Annotated in this window: 25 protein-coding genes; 19 read left to right on the top strand and 6 right to left on the bottom strand. The window is 34.3% G+C overall.

The genetic code is table 11. The annotated features are described in order from the left end of the window. Positions 1 to 85: 85 nt before the first annotated feature. Together BUC31_RS15640 and htpG are read right to left on the bottom strand one after the other, a co-directional pair. Positions 86 to 1,495: a hypothetical protein gene (locus BUC31_RS15640; RefSeq protein ID WP_073245844.1), complete on the bottom strand. Its 1,410-nt coding sequence runs from the start codon at positions 1,493 to 1,495 to the stop codon at positions 86 to 88. Between the two features lie 95 nt (positions 1,496 to 1,590). After that, positions 1,591 to 3,480: a molecular chaperone HtpG gene (gene htpG, locus BUC31_RS15635; RefSeq protein ID WP_073245841.1), complete on the bottom strand. Its 1,890-nt coding sequence runs from the start codon at positions 3,478 to 3,480 to the stop codon at positions 1,591 to 1,593. 370 nt (positions 3,481 to 3,850) lie between these two features. Here htpG and BUC31_RS15630 point away from each other — a divergent pair, with 370 nt between their 5' ends. The 4 genes from BUC31_RS15630 to BUC31_RS15615 all read left to right on the top strand — a co-directional run bounded on the left by BUC31_RS15630 (position 3,851) and on the right by BUC31_RS15615 (position 7,713). Then, complete coding sequence (locus BUC31_RS15630) at positions 3,851 to 4,504, top strand: TetR family transcriptional regulator C-terminal domain-containing protein (RefSeq protein ID WP_073245839.1); 654 nt, start codon at positions 3,851 to 3,853, stop codon at positions 4,502 to 4,504. Positions 4,505 to 4,519: 15 nt separating this feature from the next. Then, positions 4,520 to 5,833: an ABC1 kinase family protein gene (locus BUC31_RS15625; RefSeq protein ID WP_073245837.1), complete on the top strand. Its 1,314-nt coding sequence runs from the start codon at positions 4,520 to 4,522 to the stop codon at positions 5,831 to 5,833. Between the two features lie 115 nt (positions 5,834 to 5,948). Beyond that, positions 5,949 to 6,959 carry a 3-oxoacyl-ACP synthase III family protein gene (locus BUC31_RS15620; protein WP_073245835.1) on the top strand — a complete coding sequence of 337 codons (1,011 nt, stop codon included), beginning with the start codon at positions 5,949 to 5,951 and terminating at the stop codon, positions 6,957 to 6,959. A gap of 394 nt (positions 6,960 to 7,353) precedes the next feature. Then, entirely contained in the window at positions 7,354 to 7,713 is a 360-nt protein-coding gene (locus BUC31_RS15615; RefSeq protein ID WP_073245833.1) for a CoA-binding protein, read from the top strand. On the opposite strand, the gene BUC31_RS15610 is transcribed toward BUC31_RS15615, so the two are convergent. After that, a complete protein-coding gene (locus tag BUC31_RS15610) occupies positions 7,710 to 9,197 on the bottom strand; it encodes a sodium:solute symporter (protein WP_073245831.1) in 1,488 nt (495 codons plus the stop codon). The genes BUC31_RS15615 and BUC31_RS15610 overlap by 4 nt on opposite strands. Before the next feature lie 209 nt (positions 9,198 to 9,406). Between BUC31_RS15610 and recR the strand changes: the two genes are divergently transcribed. The 14 genes from recR (at position 9,407) to BUC31_RS15540 (ending at position 20,858) form a co-directional block, all read left to right on the top strand. Beyond that, complete coding sequence (gene recR, locus BUC31_RS15605) at positions 9,407 to 10,027, top strand: recombination mediator RecR (protein WP_073245829.1); 621 nt, start codon at positions 9,407 to 9,409, stop codon at positions 10,025 to 10,027. A gap of 90 nt (positions 10,028 to 10,117) precedes the next feature. Beyond that, positions 10,118 to 11,542, top strand: coding sequence for a dihydrolipoamide acetyltransferase family protein (locus BUC31_RS15600; RefSeq protein ID WP_073245827.1), 1,425 nt, complete (start codon positions 10,118 to 10,120; stop codon positions 11,540 to 11,542). A gap of 239 nt (positions 11,543 to 11,781) precedes the next feature. Beyond that, positions 11,782 to 12,558, top strand: coding sequence for a 3'-5' exonuclease (locus tag BUC31_RS15595; protein WP_073245825.1), 777 nt, complete (start codon positions 11,782 to 11,784; stop codon positions 12,556 to 12,558). A 1-nt stretch (position 12,559) separates the two neighbouring features. Next, positions 12,560 to 13,474, top strand: a complete 915-nt coding sequence (locus tag BUC31_RS15590) for a carboxypeptidase-like regulatory domain-containing protein (RefSeq protein ID WP_073245822.1) — start codon at positions 12,560 to 12,562, stop codon at positions 13,472 to 13,474. A 6-nt stretch (positions 13,475 to 13,480) separates the two neighbouring features. Continuing rightward, a complete protein-coding gene (locus BUC31_RS15585; protein ID WP_073245820.1) occupies positions 13,481 to 14,092 on the top strand; it encodes a fumarylacetoacetate hydrolase family protein in 612 nt (203 codons plus the stop codon). Then, the gene (locus BUC31_RS15580) at positions 14,092 to 14,430 is read left to right on the top strand and encodes an Hpt domain-containing protein (protein WP_073245816.1); all 339 of its coding nucleotides are present in this window, start codon (positions 14,092 to 14,094) and stop codon (positions 14,428 to 14,430) included. The genes BUC31_RS15585 and BUC31_RS15580 overlap by 1 nt, the downstream gene beginning before the upstream one ends. Further along, on the top strand, positions 14,430 to 15,680 hold the full coding sequence (locus BUC31_RS15575) for a competence/damage-inducible protein A (protein WP_073245813.1): 1,251 nt from the start codon (positions 14,430 to 14,432) through the stop codon (positions 15,678 to 15,680). The genes BUC31_RS15580 and BUC31_RS15575 overlap by 1 nt, the downstream gene beginning before the upstream one ends. A gap of 69 nt (positions 15,681 to 15,749) precedes the next feature. Next, entirely contained in the window at positions 15,750 to 15,989 is a 240-nt protein-coding gene (gene rpmB, locus BUC31_RS15570) for a 50S ribosomal protein L28 (protein WP_027067806.1), read from the top strand. Positions 15,990 to 16,010: 21 nt separating this feature from the next. Beyond that, the gene (rpmG, locus tag BUC31_RS15565; protein ID WP_027067805.1) at positions 16,011 to 16,193 is read left to right on the top strand and encodes a 50S ribosomal protein L33; all 183 of its coding nucleotides are present in this window, start codon (positions 16,011 to 16,013) and stop codon (positions 16,191 to 16,193) included. A gap of 39 nt (positions 16,194 to 16,232) precedes the next feature. Continuing rightward, positions 16,233 to 16,385: a DUF4295 domain-containing protein gene (locus tag BUC31_RS15560; protein ID WP_073245811.1), complete on the top strand. Its 153-nt coding sequence runs from the start codon at positions 16,233 to 16,235 to the stop codon at positions 16,383 to 16,385. 87 nt (positions 16,386 to 16,472) lie between these two features. Beyond that, the gene (gene ftsY / locus BUC31_RS15555; RefSeq protein ID WP_073245808.1) at positions 16,473 to 17,429 is read left to right on the top strand and encodes a signal recognition particle-docking protein FtsY; all 957 of its coding nucleotides are present in this window, start codon (positions 16,473 to 16,475) and stop codon (positions 17,427 to 17,429) included. Between the two features lie 59 nt (positions 17,430 to 17,488). After that, positions 17,489 to 18,313, top strand: coding sequence for a DUF2911 domain-containing protein (locus BUC31_RS15550; RefSeq protein ID WP_084135056.1), 825 nt, complete (start codon positions 17,489 to 17,491; stop codon positions 18,311 to 18,313). Between the two features lie 4 nt (positions 18,314 to 18,317). Next, positions 18,318 to 19,997, top strand: a complete 1,680-nt coding sequence (locus tag BUC31_RS15545) for an amidase family protein (RefSeq protein ID WP_073246013.1) — start codon at positions 18,318 to 18,320, stop codon at positions 19,995 to 19,997. A 15-nt stretch (positions 19,998 to 20,012) separates the two neighbouring features. Next, positions 20,013 to 20,858, top strand: a complete 846-nt coding sequence (locus BUC31_RS15540; protein WP_073245805.1) for a metallophosphoesterase — start codon at positions 20,013 to 20,015, stop codon at positions 20,856 to 20,858. A 12-nt stretch (positions 20,859 to 20,870) separates the two neighbouring features. On the opposite strand, the gene BUC31_RS15535 is transcribed toward BUC31_RS15540, so the two are convergent. Both BUC31_RS15535 and BUC31_RS15530 read right to left on the bottom strand, forming a co-directional pair. Further along, complete coding sequence (locus BUC31_RS15535; protein WP_073245803.1) at positions 20,871 to 21,473, bottom strand: NAD(P)H-dependent oxidoreductase; 603 nt, start codon at positions 21,471 to 21,473, stop codon at positions 20,871 to 20,873. Between the two features lie 82 nt (positions 21,474 to 21,555). Then, positions 21,556 to 22,743 (bottom strand): serine hydrolase domain-containing protein, encoded by a 1,188-nt coding sequence (locus tag BUC31_RS15530; protein WP_244534059.1) that lies wholly within the window; start codon positions 22,741 to 22,743, stop codon positions 21,556 to 21,558. A 51-nt stretch (positions 22,744 to 22,794) separates the two neighbouring features. Here BUC31_RS15530 and rimO point away from each other — a divergent pair, with 51 nt between their 5' ends. Next, on the top strand, positions 22,795 to 24,102 hold the full coding sequence (rimO, locus tag BUC31_RS15525) for a 30S ribosomal protein S12 methylthiotransferase RimO (protein WP_073245788.1): 1,308 nt from the start codon (positions 22,795 to 22,797) through the stop codon (positions 24,100 to 24,102). Here rimO and BUC31_RS15520 read toward each other — a convergent pair. Continuing rightward, complete coding sequence (locus tag BUC31_RS15520; protein WP_073245786.1) at positions 24,099 to 25,055, bottom strand: lipid A deacylase LpxR family protein; 957 nt, start codon at positions 25,053 to 25,055, stop codon at positions 24,099 to 24,101. The two genes, rimO and BUC31_RS15520, sit on opposite strands and share 4 nt — an antisense overlap. Between the last annotated feature and the right edge of the window lie 43 nt (positions 25,056 to 25,098).

Here is a 25,098-nt window from a genome sequence, read left to right as displayed (position 1 = left end):
TGAAAACGTAGTGTATTTATTAGTAAACTATGATTTATTCGTCTGTTTTTGCTTATTTCTAAATTCAGTAGTTTGCGTATTTGTCTTAGTTGGTTGTCACGGTGTCTTGTAATTCACCGTTATGTTGGTTAATTGATGGGATTCTGTTTTCTGGGAAGTACCAAAAAGGGATGGTTGCTAAAATTTTCTCAACGGTCTTAGATTTTGGGATCATTGGATTCTCTTTAATAGGACCTGTTATGGTTAAAATGTGTTTTCCCTCATCTAACTTTTTAATATTTAAATAGGTTTCAAAGCCTAATCTTTTTTTAGTATTTGAGCTTATTATAAAATCACTTTGGTATTGGTTTGAATCTATTTTAATAGTGTAAATTTCATTTACTGTTTTAAGATATTCTTTTAAATTTAATGAATCTTTTATTCCAGCAGCATCATTCAATCCTCTTTTAAATTCTATAGTTAATGAAGATTGAAAACCTCTTTTGTCTTCTTCAGGTTTTAGGATGTTGTTTTTATCAAATATAAAATCTTCTATTTCTTCATTATATATTAAGAAAACAGGTAGGTATTTAGTTTCAATAATTTTTGAAGGTATTGAGGCTGTGTTAATAAATTTCCCTTCTTCGATTGATAAATTATCATAGTGCTCACTTAATATCTGAAATTCAGAAGAATCATTTGTAGAATTCACATAATTCGAATTTCGATATTGTAACGAAGAAACAGTAACAATTATAAGATATACAGGTAGTATTATAATACTTAAGCGTTTTCCTAATTTGTTATCTAAAAAATTATATGCTAAAGGCCGATATAGAAAGGATAGCGTTAGTTTGCTGAATACCCAATATATTGGAAAATATATTGTTGATGTCCATTTTTTCTTTTTCAAAAATCCTTGACCTAAAAAGTCAATAAAAACTACTATCGATGAAAGGACAAAAGGTATTACTACTGCTATAATTATGGTTCGTATCGCCCATTTTGGAAGAAAAGTAAGAAGTTCGAAACTTTGAGTAATTAAAACGAAACTAAATGTTACGGTAAAGAATCCGATAACATAGAAAATCATTAAAAATGAAGCTGCGAAAATGATACTACAATAGGTTTCGAGGTTGGCAATATATTGATCAAAAGACCCAACCTTTCTTTTTAAATAGGATGTAAATTTTTCTGAATAATTAAGAGTTTTATAATTAATATCACCAGATACATATCTTAAGCCTATGGCACCTATCCATAGTCCTCTTAATAGGACATGTACGACCAAGTTAAAAGTAAATATTTGACAGCATATAAGAATAACAGCCCATAGTATTCCAAATTGATCCGATTCTGTAACAGAACTTGCTGCAGCTTTTAATTCTAAAGGTTCATTTGCAGCAAATAAACCATAAATAGCAAAACCAGAGATAATTAATTCTAATTGCCAACTTTCTTGTTGTAACTTATCAAGTAGCTTTTTGAAATTGACGCTGCGGTAGTTAGTGCTCATTTAATCTAAGTTTCTTTGCTGAAAGATAACAACATTTAACAAAAAAGCCACTACATTTTTTGTAGTGGCTTTTTCAAAATTATAAGAAATGGAATTTACTTCACCATCTCATAACTACGTTTAATAAACTCAGTTAAAGCTTTACCTTTAAGTAAGCCTTTAGATAACTTTGCCAAGTCTAATGATTGATTGATCAATCGCTCTTTTTTCTTCGCTGTCTTTGTATTTAAAAACTCGCTAACCAATGGGTGATTTGTGTTTACTATCAGGTTATACATGTCTGGCATAGAACCCATACCGAACATACCACCGCCACCGCCGGTTTGCTGCATTTCTTTCATACGACGCATAAACTCAGGCTCTGTAATAGTGAACGGAGAAGAATCACTATCCATAGCTTCTAATTGAACGGTAAAGCTCTTATCTGTAATTGCTTCTTCCAATTCTTTCTTCAAAGTCTCTTTTTCTTCATCAGATAATTTAGAGATTTGAGTTTCTTCTTTCTGAATTAATTTGTCAATATGATCAGCATCTACACGAGCAAAAGAAATATTCTCTTTAGAACTTTCTAGCTTTTGCATTAAGTGACCAATAATAGGAGAATCTAATAACAGTACTTCATAACCTTTAGCCTTGGCAGTTTCAATGTAACTGTGTTGCGCTTCTTTATCAGATGCGTAAAGAATAACTGTTTTTCCGTCTTTATCTGTTTGTGTATCTTTTATTTTCTCTTGTAACTCTTCAAATGTAAAGTAAGAACCATCTACTGTTGGGTAAAGGGCAAACTTATCTGCTTTGTCAAAGAATTTATCTTCAGAAAGCATTCCGTATTCAATAACGATTTTAATATCGTTCCACTTCGCTTCAAACTCTGCACGATCATTTTTGAACAACGAGTTCATTTTATCGGCAACCTTTCTAGTGATATAAGAAGATATTTTTTTCACAGCACCATCAGCCTGTAGATATGAACGAGATACATTCAAAGGAATATCTGGAGAATCAATAACACCACGTAACATGGTTAAAAATTCTGGTACAATACCTTCAACATTGTCAGTTACGAATACCTGATTTTGGTATAATTGAATTTTATCTTTCTGCTGATTTAAATCGTTAGAAAGTTTTGGAAAATATAGAATACCTGTAAGGTTAAAAGGATAATCCACATTTAAATGAATATGGAATAAAGGCTCTTCAAACTGCATTGGGTAAAGCTCTCTGTAAAAACTCTTATAGTCTTCTGGCTTTAAATCCGTTGGTTGTTTTGTCCACGCAGGGTTTGGGTTATTAATGATATTATCAACCTCTTTCGTAGGTGTAGGATCTTCTTCTTTTGCCCCTTCAGGTTTTGGTAAGGTTTCAGTCTTCATTCCAAACTTAATTGGAATAGGCATGAACTTGTTATACTTGCTTAAAAGCTCGTTTATTTTACCATCTTCTAAGAACTCTGTAGAATCATCTGCAATATGAAGTATGATTTCTGTACCACGAGTTTCTTTTTCAGCTGGTTCCATAATAAACTCAGGTGAACCGTCACAAGACCATTGTACAGCAGGCTCGTCTTTATAGCTCTTAGTGATAATCTCTACTTTATGGGCAACCATAAACGCAGAATAAAATCCAAGTCCGAAATGCCCAATGATTCCAGAATCTTTAGCAGAGTCTTCATATTTATTCAAAAACTCTTCAGCGCCAGAAAATGCCACTTCGTTAATATACTTCTTAACTTCTTCTTCTGTCATACCAAGACCTTGGTCAATGATATGCAGTTTCTTTCCTTCTTTATCAACTTTAACCTCTATAATAGGGTTGCCATATTCAACCTTAGCCTCGCCAATAGTGGTCAAGTGCTTCATTTTTAAGGTTGCATCGGTTGCATTTGAAATTAACTCTCTTAGAAAAATTTCATGATCACTGTACAAGAACTTCTTGATCAGTGGAAAAATGTTGTCTACGGACACATTAATTTTACCTGTTGCCATTTTTATATTTTTTATGCCACAGTTAGTGCGGCCATTATTAATAATGATTGTTCGTTGCTATTGGTCAAAAAAAATACCACAATAGCTTATTGTGACAAACTGACAGTTTACTGCCTTTAAAAGTTTAACAAATATTTTTGTTTATGAAATATTGAAAAAAGTTAAACATAATGTATATTTGTAGTGTGATTATGAAAAAGTGCTATGAGAAAGAATTTTAAGCATAATCACATGTTGATTATTTATTGGTTAGGTTGTTTTGAAAACGTGCTATTTTTAAATAGCACGTTTTTGCTAAATAAAAGCTAATGTTCTATGAAAACGGCTAACTATGAAATCTGCATCGTACCTTATATAAAAATAATTCGATATGGCCACAAAAGCTAAAAAAGTAACGAAAGAGACGATTATTACAATGTTTATGGACTACGTTTTAGAAAACGAACAAGTACCTAAAACGGTTTATAAGTTTTGTAAAGTAAATGCTATTGAAGAATCAGATTTTTATCTCCATTTTGGATCTATAGATGCTATCAAGAAAGGCATTTGGGATACTTTTTATACAAATACAGTTAGTGTAATAGAGAAAAATAAGGAGTATCAAGAGTTTACGAATAGAGATAAGATGCTTACGTTTTTCTATACTTTCTTTGAAGTATTGACATTGAATAGAAGCTATGTTTTATTTATAATGGATAGCTCTTCTGGTCCGTTTAAAAATTTGGAACAATTAAAAGGACTTAGAAAAAATATAAAAGAGTTTTCTAAAGGCTTGATTGCAGATGGTAATGCGAATAAGAGTTCAAAAATTACGAAACACAATCCGCAATTGTTTTCAGAAGGAGCATGGTTACAGACTATGTTTTTAATGAATTTTTGGAAATCTGATGATTCTGCGGCATTTGAAAAAACAGATGTTGCAATTGAAAAATCTGTTAATACCATTTTCGATGTATTTGATAACACTCCTCTAGAGAATATTCTAGACTTTGGGAAATTTCTGTACAAAGAAACCTTTGCTTAATCTAACCCCTACGATTTGAAAACACTTGATAAGATACCTACCGGAAAAATAGAGCGTGCAAGCAAGCTTGTGAAAACCGGAGCTAAAATTGGTGGTAATTATGCCAAGTATTTGGGTAAAAAAATTATCAATCCAGACACTACAAAAGATGAGTTGAACGAAGATAATGCTGCAGATATATATGACGGATTAAAATCTTTGAAGGGTAGTGCTCTTAAAGTTGCCCAGATGTTAAGTATGGAAAAGAATCTACTGCCTAATGCCTATGTAGAGAAGTTTTCATTATCTCAATTTTCGGTTCCCCCATTATCTGCGCCGCTGGTTAGAAAAACATTTAAAAAATATTTAGATAAGTATCCAGAAGAGGTTTTTGACACTTTTGATAAAGATTCTATAAACGCAGCTAGTATTGGGCAAGTGCATAAAGCTACTAAAGATGGTAAAAACTTAGCGGTAAAAATTCAGTACCCAGGTGTAGCGCAAAGTATAAGTAGCGATTTGGCAATTGTGAAGCCTATTGCAATTCGTATGTTCAATCTTAAAGGAAAAGATTCAGATAAATATTTCAAGGAAGTTGAAAATAAATTAATTGAAGAGACAGATTATATATTAGAAGTAGCGCAAAGTAAAGAGATTACAGAAGCATGTGCGGTAATACCGAATATCAATTTTCCAACGTATTACACAGAGCTATCAAGTGCGCGTATTATTACGATGGACTGGATGACGGGTAAGCATTTAAGCGAATTTACAAAAACTGGTTTTTCTCAAGCTACCGGAGATAAATTGGGTCAAGCATTATGGGATTTCTATATGTTTCAAATTCATGGGTTGAGAAAAGTTCATGCCGATCCACACCCTGGTAATTTCTTGGTGAATGGTAATGAAGAGCTTATTGCTATTGACTTTGGATGTATTAAAGAGGTGCCAGATTCCTTTTATGTCCCGTATTTTGAATTGGCAAGACCAGAGGTGATTTCAGATGATGAGAAGTTTACAGAAAAGCTATATGAGCTTGAAATACTGATGACTACAGATACACCAGAAGAAATATTATTTTTCAAATCGATATTTCATCAATTGTTAAGTTTATTTACATCACCATTTCACAATGAAGATTTTGATTTTGGCGATGAGGTGTTTTGGAGTAAAATTGCGGCGTTAGGAGAACAATTTTCTTCAGATAAGCAAATAAGAAAAATGAACGGTAATAGAGGTTCAAAGCACTTTTTGTATATGAACCGTACCTTTTTTGGTCTTTACAATCTTCTTCATGATTTAAAGGCAAATATTAAAGTAAACGATTACAAGAAATATTTGAAAAACTAATTATACACTCATTCTTAAAAAAAGATGATTGTTATATTTTCAAATAGAATTCTTAATAGTTGTTTATATTGCAACACTAATTCTACCTGAGCTTTATCAGGATTAAAATATTACTATGTATAATTCAAAAATAATTGGCTTAGGTCATTATGTACCTGATAACGTAGTGACAAATGATGATTTGTCTAAGGTGATGGAAACAAATGATGCTTGGATCCAAGAACGTACCGGCATAAAAGAAAGAAGACATGTAGTTAACGGTGATGGAGACACCACCACAACTATGGGTGTAAAAGCTGCAAAAATTGCAATTGAAAGAGCGGGTATTGATAAAGACGATATCGATTTTATCGTTTTTGCTACTTTGAGTCCTGATTATTATTTCCCTGGTCCTGGTGTATTGGTTCAGAGAGATTTAGGTATTAAAACTGTTGGTGCGTTAGATGTACGTAATCAATGTTCTGGTTTTGTATATGCCATTTCTATTGCAGATCAGTATATAAAAACGGGTATGTATAAAAATGTACTTGTTATAGGATCAGAGCTTCATTCTCATGGGTTAGATATGACCACAAGGGGAAGGGGAGTTTCTGTAATATTTGGTGATGGTGCCGGTGCGGCAGTATTAACTAGAGAAGAAGATACTACAATAGGAATCTTATCTACACATTTACATTCAGAAGGTCAGCATGCAGAAGAACTTTCTTTGATTGCACCTGGTATGGGTAATAGATGGGTTACAGATATCATTGAAGATAACGATCCTAATGACGAATCTTACTATCCGCACATGAATGGTCAATTTGTATTTAAAAATGCAGTTGTTCGTTTCAGTGAGGTTATTGTAGAAGGTTTGGAGAAAAATAAATTGAATGCCACTGATATTGATTTATTGGTTCCGCATCAAGCGAACTTGAGAATATCTCAATTTATTCAAAAGAAATTTCAACTTAGTGATGACCAGGTTTTCAATAATATTATGAAATATGGTAACACTACAGCCGCATCTATTCCAATAGCACTTACAGAGGCATGGGAAGAAGGTAAGGTGAAAAGTGGAGACTTAGTAGTTTTAGCTGCATTTGGTAGTGGTTTTACCTGGGGCAGTGTCATCATTAGATGGTAATAAAAAAGCACCCATAGTTTTAGCTATGGGTGCTATATAGTTTTACTCAATAAGAAAAAACCAACCAATCTTCTTTATTAAATATCCCTATATAAAGTAATAGACGCAATTAAGGTTCTATTGTTACTAGAAATAGGTAATAATCTCTTATTCAATATTTTTTAGAGTATATAGTATGTTTAGGATAGTTTTAAAAAGAAGAAACCCGAACATTCCAAAATGAATTGGAAGTCGGGTTTCAAATGCTGATAGGCTATACTAAACACTAACCATTAACTATAAACATATAGCGTTACCAACAATATTTTTAACTCGTAAGAGTATCTAACTTTACTAATAGACGAAATATTGTCCGATTAGTTACATATTAGTGCTCTTTTAACATTTTTTTATCATGAAAAAGACCCTAGTGTTCGGAGCCTCGTTAAAACCAAATCGATATAGCAATTTAGTGATACATAGACTGGTTGATTCGGGGGTTGAAACCTTAGCTTATGGATTAAGAGAAGGTGAGGTTTCAGGAGTCAATATCAGCAATAATTTAGACAAAATTAGTGATATTCATACAATTACGCTATATATAAATCCAAAAAGACAAGAAGAATATTATAACAGTATAATTTCTTTAGCTCCAAAAAGAGTAATTTTTAATCCTGGAACAGAAAACCCTGAATTATATAAACTACTGGAAAATAATGGTATAGAGGTTGATGTTGCATGTACTTTAGTACTTTTAAGTACGGGTCAATATTAAGTGATATCGGTAATTTTGGCGGTTGTCTTTTTTTTACGAATGAGCCATAATCCTACAAAGGTTAGCAGACCATTCAACGGTAAAAGCTCATATCCGAAGATGTAACCACCAAAATAATCACTTGGTAACTTCGCTAAAATGAGAATTATTGACACACAAACTAGCGCAACCATCCATACATATTTGTCTTTTATTTGATGTGTTGTAAAAATTCCGAAAGAGAATAATCCTAGCAACGGTCCGTAGGTATATGAGGCTACCGTTAATAATCCATCAATTACATTTTTATCCAATATATATTTAAAAGAGATGACCACTAGAATTAACAGGATGCTCATACCAATGTGTGTAATTCTACGGGTCTTTTTTGCTACATGTTCTGATTTCTTCTCGGTATTAAGAAAATCTATACAAAATGATGTGGTTAATGATGTAAGGGCGCTGTCTGCGCTGCTGTATGCAGCTGCAATTAAACCTAGCATAAAGGTAACGGCAACTGTTATGCCTAAGCCACTGTTTAATGCTATCTCTGGAAATAGTAAATCAGATTTCGGCGATCCGTCCATAAGTGGCAGAGGTATATTGTGTGCGTCTGCATAAATAAACAACAATGCACCAAGAAGCATAAAAACGAAAGTAACAACAACTAATACAATACTGAAGCTGACCATATTTTTTTGAGCTTCACCTAGATTTCTGCACGTCAGGTTTTTTTGCATCATATCTTGATCAAGTCCCGTCATGCAAATAGTAATGAACATTCCACCTAAAAACGATTTTACCAAATGGTTTTTAGAAGAAAGATCGTCAGTGAAAAAGGTCTTGCTGTACTCACCTAATTCCGGAGAGTTTAGAAACTCCATGAAAGTCCAGTCCATTTTATCCAATATAAAATAAATGGATAGCCCCACAGAAACTAACATAAATAGGGTTTGCAAGGTGTCGGTCCAAACAATTGTTTTAATTCCACCTTTAAAAGTATAAATCCAAATTAGTAAGATGGATAGAATAACTGTAATTTCAAAAGGAACGTTCCAGGCATCGAACACAAATTGTTGAAGAACAATAGCTACCAGAAATAAACGAAAAGCAGCGCCAAGAACTCTTGAGATGAAAAATGAAATGGCGCCCACTTTATAACTTACAAAACCAAATCTATCATCTAAGTACTGATAAATAGAGGTGACATTTTGTTTATAATAAATAGGGAGTAATACAAATGCGGTAACCATATACCCTAGAAAGTACCCAAAAACAACCTGCATGTAACTGAATTCAGAAGCCTTTACCCAACCCGGTACAGAAATGAAGGTTACTCCAGATAAAGAGGCACCCACCATACCAAATGCTACTAAATACCATGGCGACTGTTTACCTGCCTTAAAAAAATCTTCGTTAGAATCATTTTTGCCGGTGAAATATGAAATAATCAACAGCAAAACAAAGTAGCCAGAGATTAAAAGTAAAATATGAGAGGCGTTCATGGTTTAAAATTTTGCGGCAAAGTACAAAAAGTTAAATGACGTTTGGCAAAGAGATGAGATAGGTAGGTTTAAAAAAATGGGTACAAAGGTATTATTCACTGAAATAAAATTTAATTCAATTCGTCAGTATATAATGTTTAGTTAAATTTTATGAAAACTATACGATTAGCATTTCAAGTTTAATCGTAAATTTATACCCATAATAGCCTATGGATTTTTCATCAAAATTATTAGAAAACGCAGTGTATGAAGTTTCGCAATTACCAGGTATTGGTAAGCGTACCGCATTACGTTTGGTATTACATTTATTAAAGCAGCCAGAACAACGTACAGAAAATCTTTCTACGTCTTTGGTAGATTTAAGAGGTAAAATACAGTTTTGTGAAAATTGCCATAATATTTCAGATACTACAATGTGTGAAATATGTGCCAATCCTAAAAGAGATAGTGCATTGGTATGTGTTGTTGAAGATATTAGAGATGTTATGGCAATTGAGAATACAGGTCAATTTAGAGGAAAGTACCATGTTCTTGGTGGTAAAATATCTCCTATGGAAGGCATTGGTCCGCAGAATTTGAAAATAGGAACCTTGGTAGATAAAGTGAGAAAAGGCGTAATAAAGGAGCTTATTTTTGCGTTGAGTTCTACCATGGAAGGTGATACTACCAATTTTTATATCTTCAGGCAGATAGAAGGTTTGGAGGTAAAAACCTCTACAATAGCAAGAGGTATTGCCGTTGGTGATGAATTGGAATATGCAGATGAGGTTACTTTAGGGAGAAGTATTTTGAATAGAGTACCGTTTGAAGGCTCTTTGAGGCAAGATTAGTTCTTGAATTTCATGTAAATGTCAATAAAAAGGTATTTATTTTATTATTTTTGCAAAAAATATAAACAAAACAAGCTTTAAATTATCGATATGTCAAAATTTGAATTGAAACTACCACGTATGGGAGAGAGTGTTGCAGAAGCAACATTAACGTCATGGTTAAAAGAGGTAGGTGATACGATTGAAATGGACGAAGCCATTTTTGAAATTGCTACAGATAAGGTTGATAGTGAAGTGCCTAGTGAGGTAGATGGCGTTTTAATTGAAAAATGCTTTTATGTAGATGATATTGTCAAAGTTGGGCAAACAGTAGCGATTATTCAGATTGATGGTAATGTAGATGTAGCTGATGTTTCGAATACATCTAATGTAGTTGAAGAACCAGAACCGGTACTTGAAGAAATGGTAGCTGCAGCAGAATCAGCTGTGGTACATGCTAGAGCAGAAACTTCAACCGTTCAGTTAAATGGAAGCTCTGATCGTTTCTATTCTCCGTTAGTTAAAAACATAGCAAAAGAAGAAGGTATTTCTTTTGATGTGCTTGAAACGATATCGGGTACAGGAAAAGATGGTAGAGTTACTAAAGATGATATTTTAAGCTACGTTAAAACCGGGGCTAGTAAGCCTGCTCAGCAAGTTGCCGCTCCAGAAAAAGTAGTAGTTCAAGATAGGGTAGAAGCGCCACAACCAGTTGCAGCTCCTGTAAAAGTGGCTGAACCAGAACCTACAGTAGCTGTAAATTCAGCGCCGCCAGTTTCTAAAGCAAATACGCCGGCACCTGAAAAACCTAAAATGCAGGTTTCTCGTGGCGATGAGGTGATACCCATGACTAGAATGGGCAAGTTGATTGCCAAGCATATGAACGATAGTATTTCGACATCTGCACACGTTCAAAGTTTTATAGAAGTGGATGTAACCAATATTGTTACGTGGCGTAATAAGATAAAAGATGCATTCTTCAAAAGTGAAGGGGAGAAATTTACGTTCACACCAATATTTATGGAAGCTGTTGCCAAGGCGCTAAAGAAATATCCGATGATGAATATTTCTGTAGATGGCGATACAGTTATTAAAAAGAAAAATATTAATATAGGTATGGCTGCTGCATTACCAGATGGTAACCTAATAGTTCCTGTTATAAAAAATGCCGACCAGTTGAATCTTACCGGTATCGCTAAGGTAGTAAACGACTTGGCAAATCGTTCTAGGAACAATGCCTTAAAACCAGATGAGGTACAAGGCGGTACGTATACGGTTACCAATGTTGGTACTTTTGGTAGTGTATTTGGAACCCCAATAATTAATCAGCCACAAGTAGGTATTTTAGCACTTGGTGCAATTAGAAAGATTCCTTCGGTAATTGAAACATCAGAAGGTGATGTGATTGCTATTCGTAGTAAAATGTACTTATCTCACAGTTATGACCATAGGGTTGTTAATGGTGCTTTAGGCAGTATGTTTGCGAAAGCTGTTGCAGACTATCTAGAAGGATGGGACGTTAACAGAGAAGTTTAGATTTATAAAATTCAAATATTAAAAAGTCCAATAATACATTTTGTGTTATTGGACTTTTTTTTTGTGTATTATATTGTTTTATAGAAGTTTAGAAGATGTGTTAATGATGAATTGGTAAGCTAGTTGCGTTAAGGTTTTTAAAGTTATTTAAGTTTTTATATTTCACAGTGAAAAATTATCAAGGGTAATTTTATGTGTCTAAAAAACGAAAGGGTATCTTTGTTAAAAGTTGAACACTTATGGAATTAAAGCTTACCAGACCTATTTGCTTCTTTGATTTAGAGACAACTGGGATCAATGTGGCAAAAGATCGTATTGTAGAAATCGCGATATTAAAAGTTTACCCTAACGGTAATAAAGAGAGTAAAACATGGTTGGTTAATCCTGAAATGGAAATACCAGAAGAGGTAATTGCCGTTCATGGTATTACTAATGAAAAGGTTGCTAACGAACCAACTTTCAAAGAACTCTCAAAAGAAATTTATAAGATTATAAAGGATAGCGATTTAGGCGGATTCAATTCTGACCGATTTGATATTCCTTTATTAGCAGAAGAATTATTGCGCGCAGATATAGATTTTGATATGAAAAATACGGTGTCTGTAGATGTGCAGACTATTTTTCATAAGATGGAAAAACGTACGTTAGATGCAGCTTATAAATTCTATTGCGATAAAGACCTTTTAGATGCCCATAGTGCTGCGGCAGATACCAATGCTACGTATGAGGTGCTGCTTTCTCAATTAGATAGGTATCCTGATCTTGAAAATAATATCAAAAAACTATCTGAATTCTCAAGAAGAAAGCAATCTGTAGATTTCGCTGGCTTTATAGCTATGGATGAAGAAGGAGAAGAAGTTTTTTCTTTTGGTAAGCATAAAGGCAAAAAAGTACATGCCGTTTTAGAAAAAGAACCGGGGTATTTTGGTTGGATGTTAAATGCTGATTTTCCATTGTACACAAAAAAGATTCTTACTCAAATTAAACTGAGCAAACTCAATAATAAATTAGGTTAAAATGAGAATTTGTTTAGTACTATTTCTATTGATAATGGGTGTTGGTCATGCTCAAGAAGTTTTGGTTGAAGGTCATGTATATGATGACAAAACAAAAACTGCTGTGCCATATGCCAATATTAGTTTTCTAAAAACTCTTAAAGGAACCTCTAGTGACGAAGAAGGATATTTTTATATAGATGTACCTGAGTCGTATTTGGAACGAGAAGTACATATTTCAGCCTTAGGTTTCAAAGACACCATAATGTCTGCAAGGGTAATTTCAGAAAAGAAGAAAATTTACATGAAAGAAGAAACCTTTGAGCTTGAAGAGGTTGTGGTTTCTCAAAGCTTGGGAGATTCACAGGTATTAAATCCTGTGAGTTCATATAGTATTAAAAGCGGATTTTCTTCTGCGGAGACCCCTTGGGTATTGGCATTATATTTTCCAAATATAGGCGCTGCTAAAAAGTATTTACAGAAAATTACTATTCATGTTCAGCAGAATAGCAAGTTCAAAAGAGCTTCGTCAAAATTTAGACTTCGAATATATGATGTTGATAAGAAAACCAAAAAACCTAATCATGATTTAATGCGTAAGAGTATCGTTTTAGAGAGTTCTAAAAACGAAGATTACGTATCTATAGATCTTTCAAGTATGGGTATAAGAATGCCAGATGAAGGTGTGTATATTGGATTAGAATGGATTTTTCTTCCTTATAACTGGTATACGAATACGTATAAGCATCCTATTACAAATAAGAAAGTAGTAGAAGATCGTTTTGCGCCTACATTTGCTGCTGTTTATCAAAAGAATCAAAATTTTAAGACTATGGTTTATGGTATGGGCGAATGGACAGATTTTGCAATAAAAGCGCCAGGTAATAATGAAAATCTGATACCAGCGATCAGTCTTAAATTGTCTAAGAAAAAATAAGGTAATATGAAGATTATATGTATCGGCAGAAATTATACTGCACATATTGATGAGCTTAAGAACGAAAGACCAGAAGAGCCGGTAGTTTTTATAAAACCAGATTCATCAGTATTACCAAAACAACAAGATTTTTATATTCCAGAATTTTCAAATGACGTGCATTATGAAGTGGAGGTTTTGGTGAAAATCAAGAAAGTAGGTAAACATATTAGTGAAGAATTCGCGCCTACTTATTATGATGAGATAGGATTGGGTATAGATTTTACAGCAAGAGATTTGCAATCTAAATTAAAAGAAAAGGGGCTTCCGTGGGAAAAGGCCAAAGGATTTGATGGTGCTGCCGTGATAGGAGAGTGGCTTCCAAAAACTGATTTTAAAGACATTAATGATCTTAATTTTAGGTTGTTAAAGAATGACAAGATTGTGCAAGAAGGCAATACCGGTTTTATGCTTTGGAAGATAGATGAAATAATTGCTTATGTTTCAACGTTCTTTATGTTGAAAAAAGGAGACATTATTTTTACTGGAACACCTGCCGGTGTTGGGAAAATAAGTCCAAATGACTATCTTACGGGTAGTTTGGAAGACAAAGAGCTTTTTACCTTAAAAATTAAGTGATGATTTATAACCTGGATAAGATTAACGAGATGGCAGAGGGGGATCAGGATTTTATAAATTCTGTTATTGCTGTTTTTTTGGAAGAAGTACCTGAAGATTTAGAAGCTTTAGAAATAGCGCTTCAAGAGAAAAACCATGATCAAGTGTACAAACTTGCGCATAAAATAAAGCCAAACGTAGATTTGCTTGGAATGGAGCAAACACGTGCTATAGCTTTAGAGTTAGAAACCTTAGGTAAGCAAGAAGCTAATATGGCAGAGATAGAGAAGAGATTTCCAATGCTGAAGACCGATATTAATCAGGTTGTGGCAGAATTAAAAAATGATTTCCAGTTATAATGCTTGCTGAAATTATTACAATTGGCGATGAAATTCTCATCGGTCAAATCATTGATACGAATTCCGCATTTATTGGTAAAGAACTGAACAAAATAGGTATTTCAGTTTATCAGATTACCTCTATACAAGATGAACGTACACATTTACTGAAGGCTTTTAAAGATGCTTCAGAACGAGTAGATGTGGTTATTATTACAGGCGGTCTAGGTCCTACAAAAGATGATATTACCAAACATACCCTATGTGAGTTCTTTAATGATGAGCTTGTTGAGAATGCCGAAGTATTGGCGCATGTAGAAGAGTTATTTGCAAAATATATTAGCAATACTCCAATATCAGATATTAATAGAATGCAAGCTTTGGTACCGAGTAGGGCAGAAGTTTTGCATAATGCCAATGGTACTGCCCCTGGTATGTTAATCAGGGAGAATGAAGTAACATTCATCTCAATGCCTGGTGTACCTTTTGAAATGAAGCATCTAATGACAGAATCTGTGATTCCTGCATTGGCAGCTTATTATAAAAGACCTCATATAATCCATAGAACAATAGTTACCTACGGTGTAGGAGAAAGTGCACTTGCCAAGCGTATTGAAGCGTGGGAAGATAATCTGCCTTCTAACATTAAATTGGCCTATTTACCTAATTTGGGTAAGGTGAGGTTGCGATTGTCTGGTAAAGCGGCTGATTATGATGAATTGGCAGCTGCAATGGATGCGGAATGCGATAAATTATATCCGTTAATCAACGATGTTGTATTTGGGCTCGAAGATGATGAAAGCTTAGAAGAGACTGTAGCTAAATTGTTGACAGGTAAAAAATTAACTTTGTCTACGGCAGAAAGTTTTACGGGAGGTAAAATTGCAGAGAAAATTACTTCAATCCCAGGAGCGTCTAATTATTTTAAAGGTGCTGTGGTCAGTTATGCTACAGAGGCTAAAATAAATGTACTAAAGGTGCCTAAAGAATTAGTAGATAAACATTCTGTGGTTAGCGCAGAAGTTGCAACTTCAATGGCAAAAGGAGCAAAAGAATTGATGAAAACCGATTTTGCAATAGCCACTACAGGTAATGCAGGACCAACAAAAGGAGATTCAAATGCGGAGGTTGGAACGGTGTTTATAGCGATCGATGGACCGAAGTCGAAATTTGTACAAGAATTTAAAATGGGAAGCACTCGCGAGAGGGTTGTGGAAAAGTCTGTAAATAAGGCTTTTGAGCTTCTTCAAAAAGAAATTTTAAAAATGTGATCTTTATTGTTGTTGGAACGATAAAAAAGATATAAATTTGCACCCTGTTTAAAAGAAAAAGTCAGCACGATGTCAAAAGTATGTGAAATTACGGGGAAGAAGGCGATGTTTGGAAACAATGTTTCGTTTTCAATTAATAAAACGAGAAGAAGATTTGATGTAAATCTATCTAAAAAGCGTTTCTACATTCCTGAAGAAGACCGTTGGATTACTATTAAAGTTTCTACAAGAGCTTTAAAGAGTATCAATAAAAAAGGAATATCTGCTGTTTTGAAAGAAGCAAAAGCAAAAGGATTCGTTATTAAGTAATCTGGAAAATAGAGCATTAAGATGGCAAAGAAAGGTAATAGAATACAAGTTATATTAGAATGCACAGAGCATAAAGAATCTGGTCAACCAGGTACTTCAAGATATATCACAACAAAAAATAAGAAGAACACTCCTGAGAGATTGGAAATTAAAAAATTCAATCCTATTCTTAAGAGAATGACCCTTCATAAAGAAATTAAATAGATTCTTTTTTTTAAAAGAGAATCACTAAAAACATAAGACATGGCTAAGAAGACCGTAGCAAGTTTACAGACAAGTTCTAAAAGATTGACAAAAGCTATAAAAATGGTTAAGTCACCAAAATCAGGTGCTTACGTTTTTGTAGAGCAAGTAATGGCACCAGAAATGGTTGATGCTTGGATTGCCAAGAAATAAGAAATATAACTTTTAGTAGTTATTGAGCCCCTTTCATACGAAAGGGGCTTTTTAATTTTTTATATTTGACTAACCATAGGATAAACAATGAGCTTATTTAAAAAAATATTTTCTTCTCAGAAAAAAGAAACCTTAGATAAAGGTTTGGAAAAAACTAAAACCAGCTTCTTTTCGAAGTTAGCTAAAGCGGTTGCTGGTAAGTCTAAAGTAGATGATGACGTTTTAGATAATCTTGAAGAAGTATTGGTTTCTTCAGATGTTGGTGTAGATACTACCTTAAAGATTATACAAAGAATAGAAGCAAGAGTTGCTCGCGATAAGTATGTAGGTACAGATGAGCTTAATTCTATTTTAAGAGCTGAAATTGCTGGTCTACTTTCAGAGACCAACGATAGCGACACTGGCGATATTCAAATACCAAAAGATAAAAAGCCATATGTAATTATGGTTGTTGGCGTAAATGGTGTTGGTAAGACTACAACTATTGGTAAGTTGGCTTATCGTTTTAAAAATCAAGGTTTAAAAGTAGTTCTTGGTGCAGCCGATACTTTTAGGGCTGCGGCGATAGATCAATTACAGGTATGGGCTGATCGTGTAGATGTACCTATAGTAAAGCAGCAAATGGGTAGTGATCCTGCTTCTGTTGCCTTTGATACTTTGAGTTCTGCCGTTACCCAAGATGCCGATGTGGTAATTATTGACACAGCTGGTAGATTACATAACAAGGTGAACTTAATGAATGAGCTGACCAAGGTAAAACGCGTAATGCAAAAAGTGGTTGCCGATACTCCGCATGAAGTATTGTTGGTGTTAGATGGTTCTACTGGGCAAAATGCATTTGAGCAAGCAAAACAATTTACGAAAGCTACAGAAGTTACAGCTTTGGCAATCACCAAATTAGATGGTACTGCAAAAGGTGGCGTAGTTATAGGTATATCTGATCAATTTAAAATACCGGTAAAGTATATTGGTATAGGTGAAGGTATTGAAGATTTACAAGCATTTAATAAGCATGAGTTCGTAGATTCATTCTTTAAAATTTAAAATTGAGATACACCTGGTTCATACTTCCTCTTTTATTATGTAATCTGAGTTGGGGGCAAATGAATCACCCAAAAGCTAGTCCGTTTTCTAAGATTGAGCAAGAAGTCGGATTCTCAAAAATTACCATAGCATACTCAAGACCATCTGCTAAGGGTCGAGTTTTGTTTGGTAATAAATCAAATGGGGAATCTAGTTTGGTACCTTTTGGTCGTATTTGGCGTGTAGGTGCTAATGAATCTACCAAAATCACTTTCAGCACAGATGTTTTTATTGAAGGTCAAAAGCTTGTTAAAGGTACTTATGCCTTGTACGCTTTTCCTGAAGAAAACGAGTGGCAAATAGTTTTTCATAAGAATATTTCGCATTGGGGTGATGGTCGACTTAAGTATAATGCAGAAGAAGATGCATTACGTATTCCTGTTATACCGATTCAAAAACAAGATTTTCAAGAGACTTTTCTGATTTCATTTGATGATATTAATCACAACGGAGCTTTGATGAAGTGGAATTGGGGAAGTACAGAAGTTTCAATCCCCATTCAATTTGATACAAAATCTATTTTTCAAGAGCAGATTTATGCTGAATTATTAAATACCCCCACGGCACAAACCTATTATGAAATTGCAAGGTATTATCAAGAACAGGGATTAGAAACTATAAAATCCCTCGGTTATGTCGATAAGGCTATTAGTATGGGCGGAGATACCTATTACTTTCATAGAGTACGTTCTTTGATTTTGGCAGATTTAAAAAAATATGAAGCAGCAATAAAAGCATCTAGCATTTCTATTGTTCTAGCTGAAAAGGAAGGTAAAGATGAATTTGTTCGTTTAAACCAAAATGATATCCGCAGATGGAAAACTCTTCAATCAACAAATAAATAAAAGTATGAAAAAGCATTTTTTATTATTAGTCATAATTTTGTTGAGTGCCTGTAAAAACGAACAAGAGGCTAAGAAAGAGGAAGTAATTCTTTGGAAGCCCTATAATGATTCTATAGAAGTAGCTGGGAATGTAGATCACGAAAATGGTCGCATGCAGTACAAGCTAATTCAATCTAAGGTGCTAGATAAAAATGATGTATTTACCCCTTTGTATGAAGAAGTTTCTAAGCTAACAGAGGCAGCATATAAAGAGATGCTTCCTATGATTTTGGAGCAAGATATTTTTGTTATTCGAAATCATATCAAAGAAGGTAGGCTAGCGTATGAAAATTTGGTATTGTTTTATTTATATCGCATTTATAAGTATGAGTTGAATAATGAGACAACTTTAAATACCATAATAGCTCTAAATAAAGACGTGGTTGAGCAAGCTCGAGAATTAGATAGGCAAAATGAAAAGGGAATAGCAGCTCAAATGCAACATCCAATTTATGGTATGCCTATTTTGTTAAAAGACAACATTAATACCTTGGGCATGAAAACTACTGCAGGTTCAATTGCGCTTATGGATAATGAAGTTGAGGATTCGTTTATAGTTCAGCAATTGAAAAAGAATGGAGCTTTAATTTTAGGTAAGGTCAACTTAAGTGAATGGGCATATTTTTTATGTTCAGGTTGCCCGGTAGGGTATAGTGCTTATGGTGGTCAAACTCTTAACCCGTATGGGAGAAGAGTCTTTGAAACAGGCGGTTCAAGTTCTGGTAGTGGTACGGCAGTTGCTGCGAATTATGCTGTTGCTGCGGTAGGTACAGAAACTTCTGGTTCTATTTTATCACCTAGTAGTCAGAACTCTGTGGTAGGTTTAAAACCGACGATAGGTTTATTAAGTAGGTCTGGCATTGTACCTATTTCAAGTACCTTGGATACCCCAGGACCCATGACTAAAAATGTAAAGGACAATGCTATTTTGCTATCTGCAATGTTTGGTTATGATGAGTCAGATCCTGCATCTGTAGAAGATAATTTTCTGGGAGTTTTATCTGCAGGCTTACATCCAATACCTTTTTCAGAAATGAGATTGGGTGCTATTAAAGAGCTGATGGAGACCGATAGTATTTACCAACAGACCATTGAAGATTTAAAAGAAGCTGGCGCAACAATAATTGAGTTTACACCACCAGAGTTTGCTATGAATGGTTTTTTGAGTATCCTCAATATTGATATGCGGAATGATTTAAAGGCGTATATAAAAGAAAAAACCAATCCTGAATTAGTTAAAATTACTTCGATTGCTGATGCGGTGATATTTAATAATGCGGATTCGTTGGTTAGAATTCCTTACGGGCAAGCATTGTTTGAAGGCATATTATCAGATACTACCACAACTACTGAGTTAGAAGAAATAAAAGCTAATCTTGAAAAAAATGGACGCATTTTCTTCGATACAGCGATGGATAAGTACAAACTAGATGCTGTTTTATCTATTAATAATTACCACGCTGGTTATGCTGCAGTAGCTAAATATCCTGCTTTGACAATACCTATGGGGTATAAAGCATCTGGTGAGCCTATAAGTTTAACCTTTATAGGGAAACAGTTTTCAGAGGCATATTTATTGAGAATAGGGAAATCATATGAAGATAATTTTCATAGACGAGTGATGCCTAAAGACTACCAAAACTAAATTTGATTACTTAAGATGAAAAGACGAAGCTTTGTCAAAAAGACTTTTAAGTGGGTAGCTGGGTTAGGTTTGGTGACAGGATTGTACAGTTGGCAAATAGAACCTTTTTGGATGCAGTTTGTATATGTGAAAATGCCTTTGAAGAACTTACCAAATTCACTTGTTGGTAAAACGGTAATGCAAATAAGTGATGTACATATTGGCAATTCTTTTGATTATCAATACATCATAGATTCATTTAAAGAAGCTCAAGAATTGAATCCTGATTTTGTGGTGTATACCGGCGACTATGTTACCTATGAAAACAATGAGCAAATAAGCCAATTACAAGAGGTGTTAAAATTTGTGGTTAAAGGCGCTTTGGGTACCATTGGTATATTGGGTAATCATGACTATGGAATTGATTTTGTGGAAGATGATGTCGCACAAAAAATCACGAAGAGTTTAGAAGATGTAGGGGTGACCATGTTACGAAATGATGCCGTGGAAATTAACGGACTCAATTTTTTGGGGATGGATGATTTTTGGGGTAGTAATTTTTATCCTGAAAAAGCTACGGCAAAATATAATCCTGATAAAGCAAATATTACCCTATGTCACAATCCGGATGTATGCGATCTGCCTGTCTGGAATAATTTTAAAGGTTGGATACTCTCTGGTCATACCCATGGCGGACAAGTAAAACCACCTTTTCTGCCTGCATTAATATTACCAGTAAAAAATAAAAATTACGATGCCGGTATAAAAGATTTAAAAGATGGTAGAACGCTCTATATCAATAGTGCCTTAGGTTGTTTGCGTCAAGTGCGTTTTAACGTAAGACCAGAAATTACAATATTTGAATTGGCTAAAGAAGTTTAATAAATTACTTAGTTAATCAATAGATTGAATTACTTCATCGGTAGACAGTCTAGATTTGCCTATTATTTCTGGCTGATTACCATCCTCTGCGTCACGATACCCAATTGCTACGGAAAATAGGACTTTGTGATCTTTGATTTTTAGAATATCCTTATACTTATCAGGTTCTATACCTTCCATAGGTGTAGAATCTATTTTCATAGTTGCACAAGCTGCTAAAAAGAATCCTAGGGTAATATATACTTGTTGAGAAAGCCAGTTAATTGTCTTTTCTTTAGGTTGCTCCTTTACAAATTGCTTATAAAAATTAACGGAACCTTCGGCTAAATTATTCTCAACATGACGTTCAAATTCTTCAAGATTATTTTGAACACTAAAAACTATAAGGTGACTTGCATCTTTAATTTTTGGAGCATTGAAGAATGAGGCATCTGCCAAGGCGTCTTTTGTTTCTTTATTAGAAACAAACGAGAATAACCATGGCTGACTATTAATAGAAGACGGACTTAGTTTTAAAATTTGCTTTAGATCTTCGATTTGCGATTCAGAAATTTTCTTAGACGCATCAAACTTTTTGGTCGTATATCTTTTTTCGGCAATGCTTTTAAAATCCATCTTGCAATTTTATGCAAAAGTAAGGATACTTATTTGCTAAGTGTAGGCTATGGTTATAAGATATGTTTAAATAGATAGAAAACTACTCGATGATGGCATTGATCAGCTCCCATAATTCATTATCAAAATTAGAAGGACCTAAAAGTTCTTCGTTACTAGCACCACCTAATCGTACAACTACCAAATCTAAGCTTGGTACCATATATAGTTTCTGGTCATTTAAACCTAAGCCTGCATACATATCTGCAGGTGCATTGGGTATTAAGCTGCCCGTAAACTCTTCTACAGTGCTTGGTAGTCTAAAACTACTTTTACCATTTAACCAATATAGATATCCGTATGAAAGGTTTAAATCTTGAGAACTATTTGTCATCGCATTAAAATAACTCTGATCAGAAAGAATAGAGGTCCCGTCCCAATTACCTTGGTTCAAGTTTAAAATTCCAAAACGTGCCATACTTCTCGCAGAACTAAAGAATATATTATTGTAACCTACTTTAATAAATAAGCCTTGCATGCCAATAGGCTCTTTAATTTTTTCAGAAAAATAAGAGTTAAAATCAGTGTCGGTAGCGTTAGCAATGACATCATCTAATAACGTGTAAGGTGCATTATGATAATACCAAAAAGTACTAGGGTCATTTAAATATGAAAGGCATTCTAAATCGGTGCAAAAAATATCATCAACTGTGTAATCTAGACCAGTAGTCATGGTCAATTGATTTTTTATGGTAATATTCAATTCTTGTTCTAAAGGCATGTTTGACCAGCCTTCACCTAAATAAGTAGATGTAGAATCTGTAATTTTGAGAAATTCTTCTTCTTGCGCAATACCAGTAAGCATTGCAGTTAAATTTTTTCCAGCAGAATTCCAGGCATGATTATCATCAGATTTAAAATCGCCAAAATATTTTTCGATTACTATTCTACCATCCTTCAGGATGATGAAAGCATCGGTATTATTATTTTCTAAAAAGAAATATAAGTTGCTTACTTGGTCTTCGTTCCAACCTAATGTTTCCATAGATATGGTTTCCCACTCATTGGCTCTAGAAATTGGAGGAAAATAAGTTTCGGTCGGTATTGGTGTTACCTCTGGTGGTATGCCACTTTTGCCAGTTTCTGAAGTAGGTTCAGAATCACTTGAGCACGAAGCCAAAATAATTGATAGGGCAAGTAGCCTGAAATATTGGGAGAATTTCATGGTTAATTTAAGATTTGGGTATTGACAAACTGTAATCAAATAAAGATTACAAGTAAATTTGTCCATATCTAACGTTTTTAAATACCCAAATCGTATTTTTGCACCCCAATTTAAATTATGAGGACAAAAACCCTTAAGAAGAACAAAATCAACGTAGTAACACTAGGTTGTTCAAAGAATGTTTATGATTCTGAAGTACTCATGGGCCAGTTAAAGGCTAACAACAAAGAAGTTGTGCATGAAGAAGAAGGAAACATAGTAGTAATTAACACTTGTGGCTTTATTGCTAATGCAAAAGAAGAAAGTGTTAATACCATTTTAGAATATGTTCAAAAGAAAGAAGCTGGTGCTGTAGATAAAGTTTTTGTTACTGGTTGCTTAAGTGAGCGATACAAGCCAGATTTGCAGAAAGAGATTCCGAATGTGGACGAATACTTTGGTACCAGTGAGTTGCCAGGTTTATTGAAAGCACTAGGAGCAGATTATAAACACGAGTTAATAGGTGAGCGTTTAACGACTACACCTAAAAACTATGCGTATTTAAAAATTGCTGAAGGTTGTGATAGACCTTGTTCATTTTGCGCAATTCCTTTAATGCGAGGTAAGCATAAAAGTACACCGATTGAAGATTTGGTGACCGAAGCTGAAAAATTAGCTGCAAAAGGAGTTAAAGAATTAATATTGATTGCTCAAGATTTAACGTATTACGGATTAGATCTTTATAAGAAAAGAAATCTTGCCGAACTTTTAGAAGCTTTGGTAAAGGTTGAAGGAATAGAGTGGATACGTTTACATTATGCATTTCCGGCTGGTTTTCCGATGGATGTGCTAGATGTAATGAATAGAGAACCAAAGGTTTGTAACTATTTAGATATTCCGTTACAGCATATATCTGACCGTATTCTTAAAAGTATGCGTCGTGGTACTACAGAAGCTAAAACCACGAAACTACTTAAGGAGTTTAGAGCTGCAGTACCAGAAATGACGATTAGAACCACTTTGATTGTTGGTTACCCTGGTGAAACTGAAGAAGATTTCGAGATTCTTAAAAACTGGGTAGTTGCTATGCGTTTTGAGCGCTTAGGTTGCTTTACATACAGTCATGAAGAAAATACACATGCGTTTTCATTAGAAGACGATGTGCCAGAAGAGGTGAAACAAGAGCGTGCTAACATCATCATGGAAATTCAATCTCAAATTTCTTGGGAATTGAACCAGAAGAAAGTAGGGGAGACTTTTCGTTGTATTATAGATCGTAAGGAAGGTAACTACTTTATTGGAAGAACAGAATTTGATTCTCCAGATGTTGATAACGAGGTTTTAATAGATGCAGCTAAGCATTATGTGAAGCAAGGTGAGTTTGTGAATATTAAGATCACTGAAGCGGCTGACTTTGACCTTTATGGTGAACCTGTTGTATCCTAATTAAATAGAAAGCCTGCTTTAAAACCGCCCCAATTGGCTGTATTACCAGAGGTGAATTCTTTGGTTATTGTTGTTCTGGCATATTCTAAATACAGTTTCCTGTATTTGAGTATGAGTCCGTAGTCGATTTGTGCGGTTAACCTTTCTATATTTTTCGAAGAAATGATATAAGGATTGTCATTGGTGAAAATGCCGCCTTGCAAGGTGGCATCAAAACCAACTACATTAACTGTGGGCTGTGCAAAAGCATAAAATTTAAACTTCGAATGTGTACCATTTCTAGAAAACGGATGATCTATTAGTCCGACAGTAGCATTAAATCCGACAGATGCATTTGTAAAGAGTGTTCCCAGTTGCAATGACGCTATGATCTGTAAATTAGCTATGTCTTTAAAATTGAAGACTTGCTTCTCGTAGCCCATTTTATAGTTCAGTACAAGATCGTTCTGAATTTGATTGTCCCAGCCACCGGGAGTTTTGTTTTCGATAAGTTTATGAATAGCTGTTTGCATTTCTTTGCCAAATGCACCGGGACCAATAATCCCCAGACTTAATGATTGAGATAATCTTGATTTAGAAATGGTATCTATTGCAATTACAAAACTCTTAATATATATAGCAGCAGCAAAGGGTCTATCATCAATTTGAATATCGGGACTAACAAAATCGCTAGGCGTATATCCTATATGCTCTAATGCCAATCCGTAAGTGAAGTAACTGGTCTTTGGTTTAATGAATAGAGAGTGTGCCGGATTCTTGGCTAAGCTCTGATTCGCATATTCAAAACTATAGCCTTGCGTGTAATTTTTATCTGATGCAGCGAAGAAATCATTGTCATAATTAAATCGGAAATAGCTTTCACTGCGCATATCTCTGAAGGATGCAAGATTGTCTATTTTTTGACTTAAAAGAACCGTTGGTAATAGGAAAAGAATTAGAATATAATTTTTCATCAGACTACTTACGATGAAATTTCATGAAGGTTTTATTTCTTTG

It is taken from the genome of Maribacter aquivivus (genome assembly GCF_900142175.1).
In the GTDB taxonomy this organism is placed as follows: Bacteria; Bacteroidota; Bacteroidia; order Flavobacteriales; family Flavobacteriaceae; genus Maribacter; species Maribacter aquivivus.
This window is presented reverse-complemented; position numbering and strand designations above follow the sequence as displayed.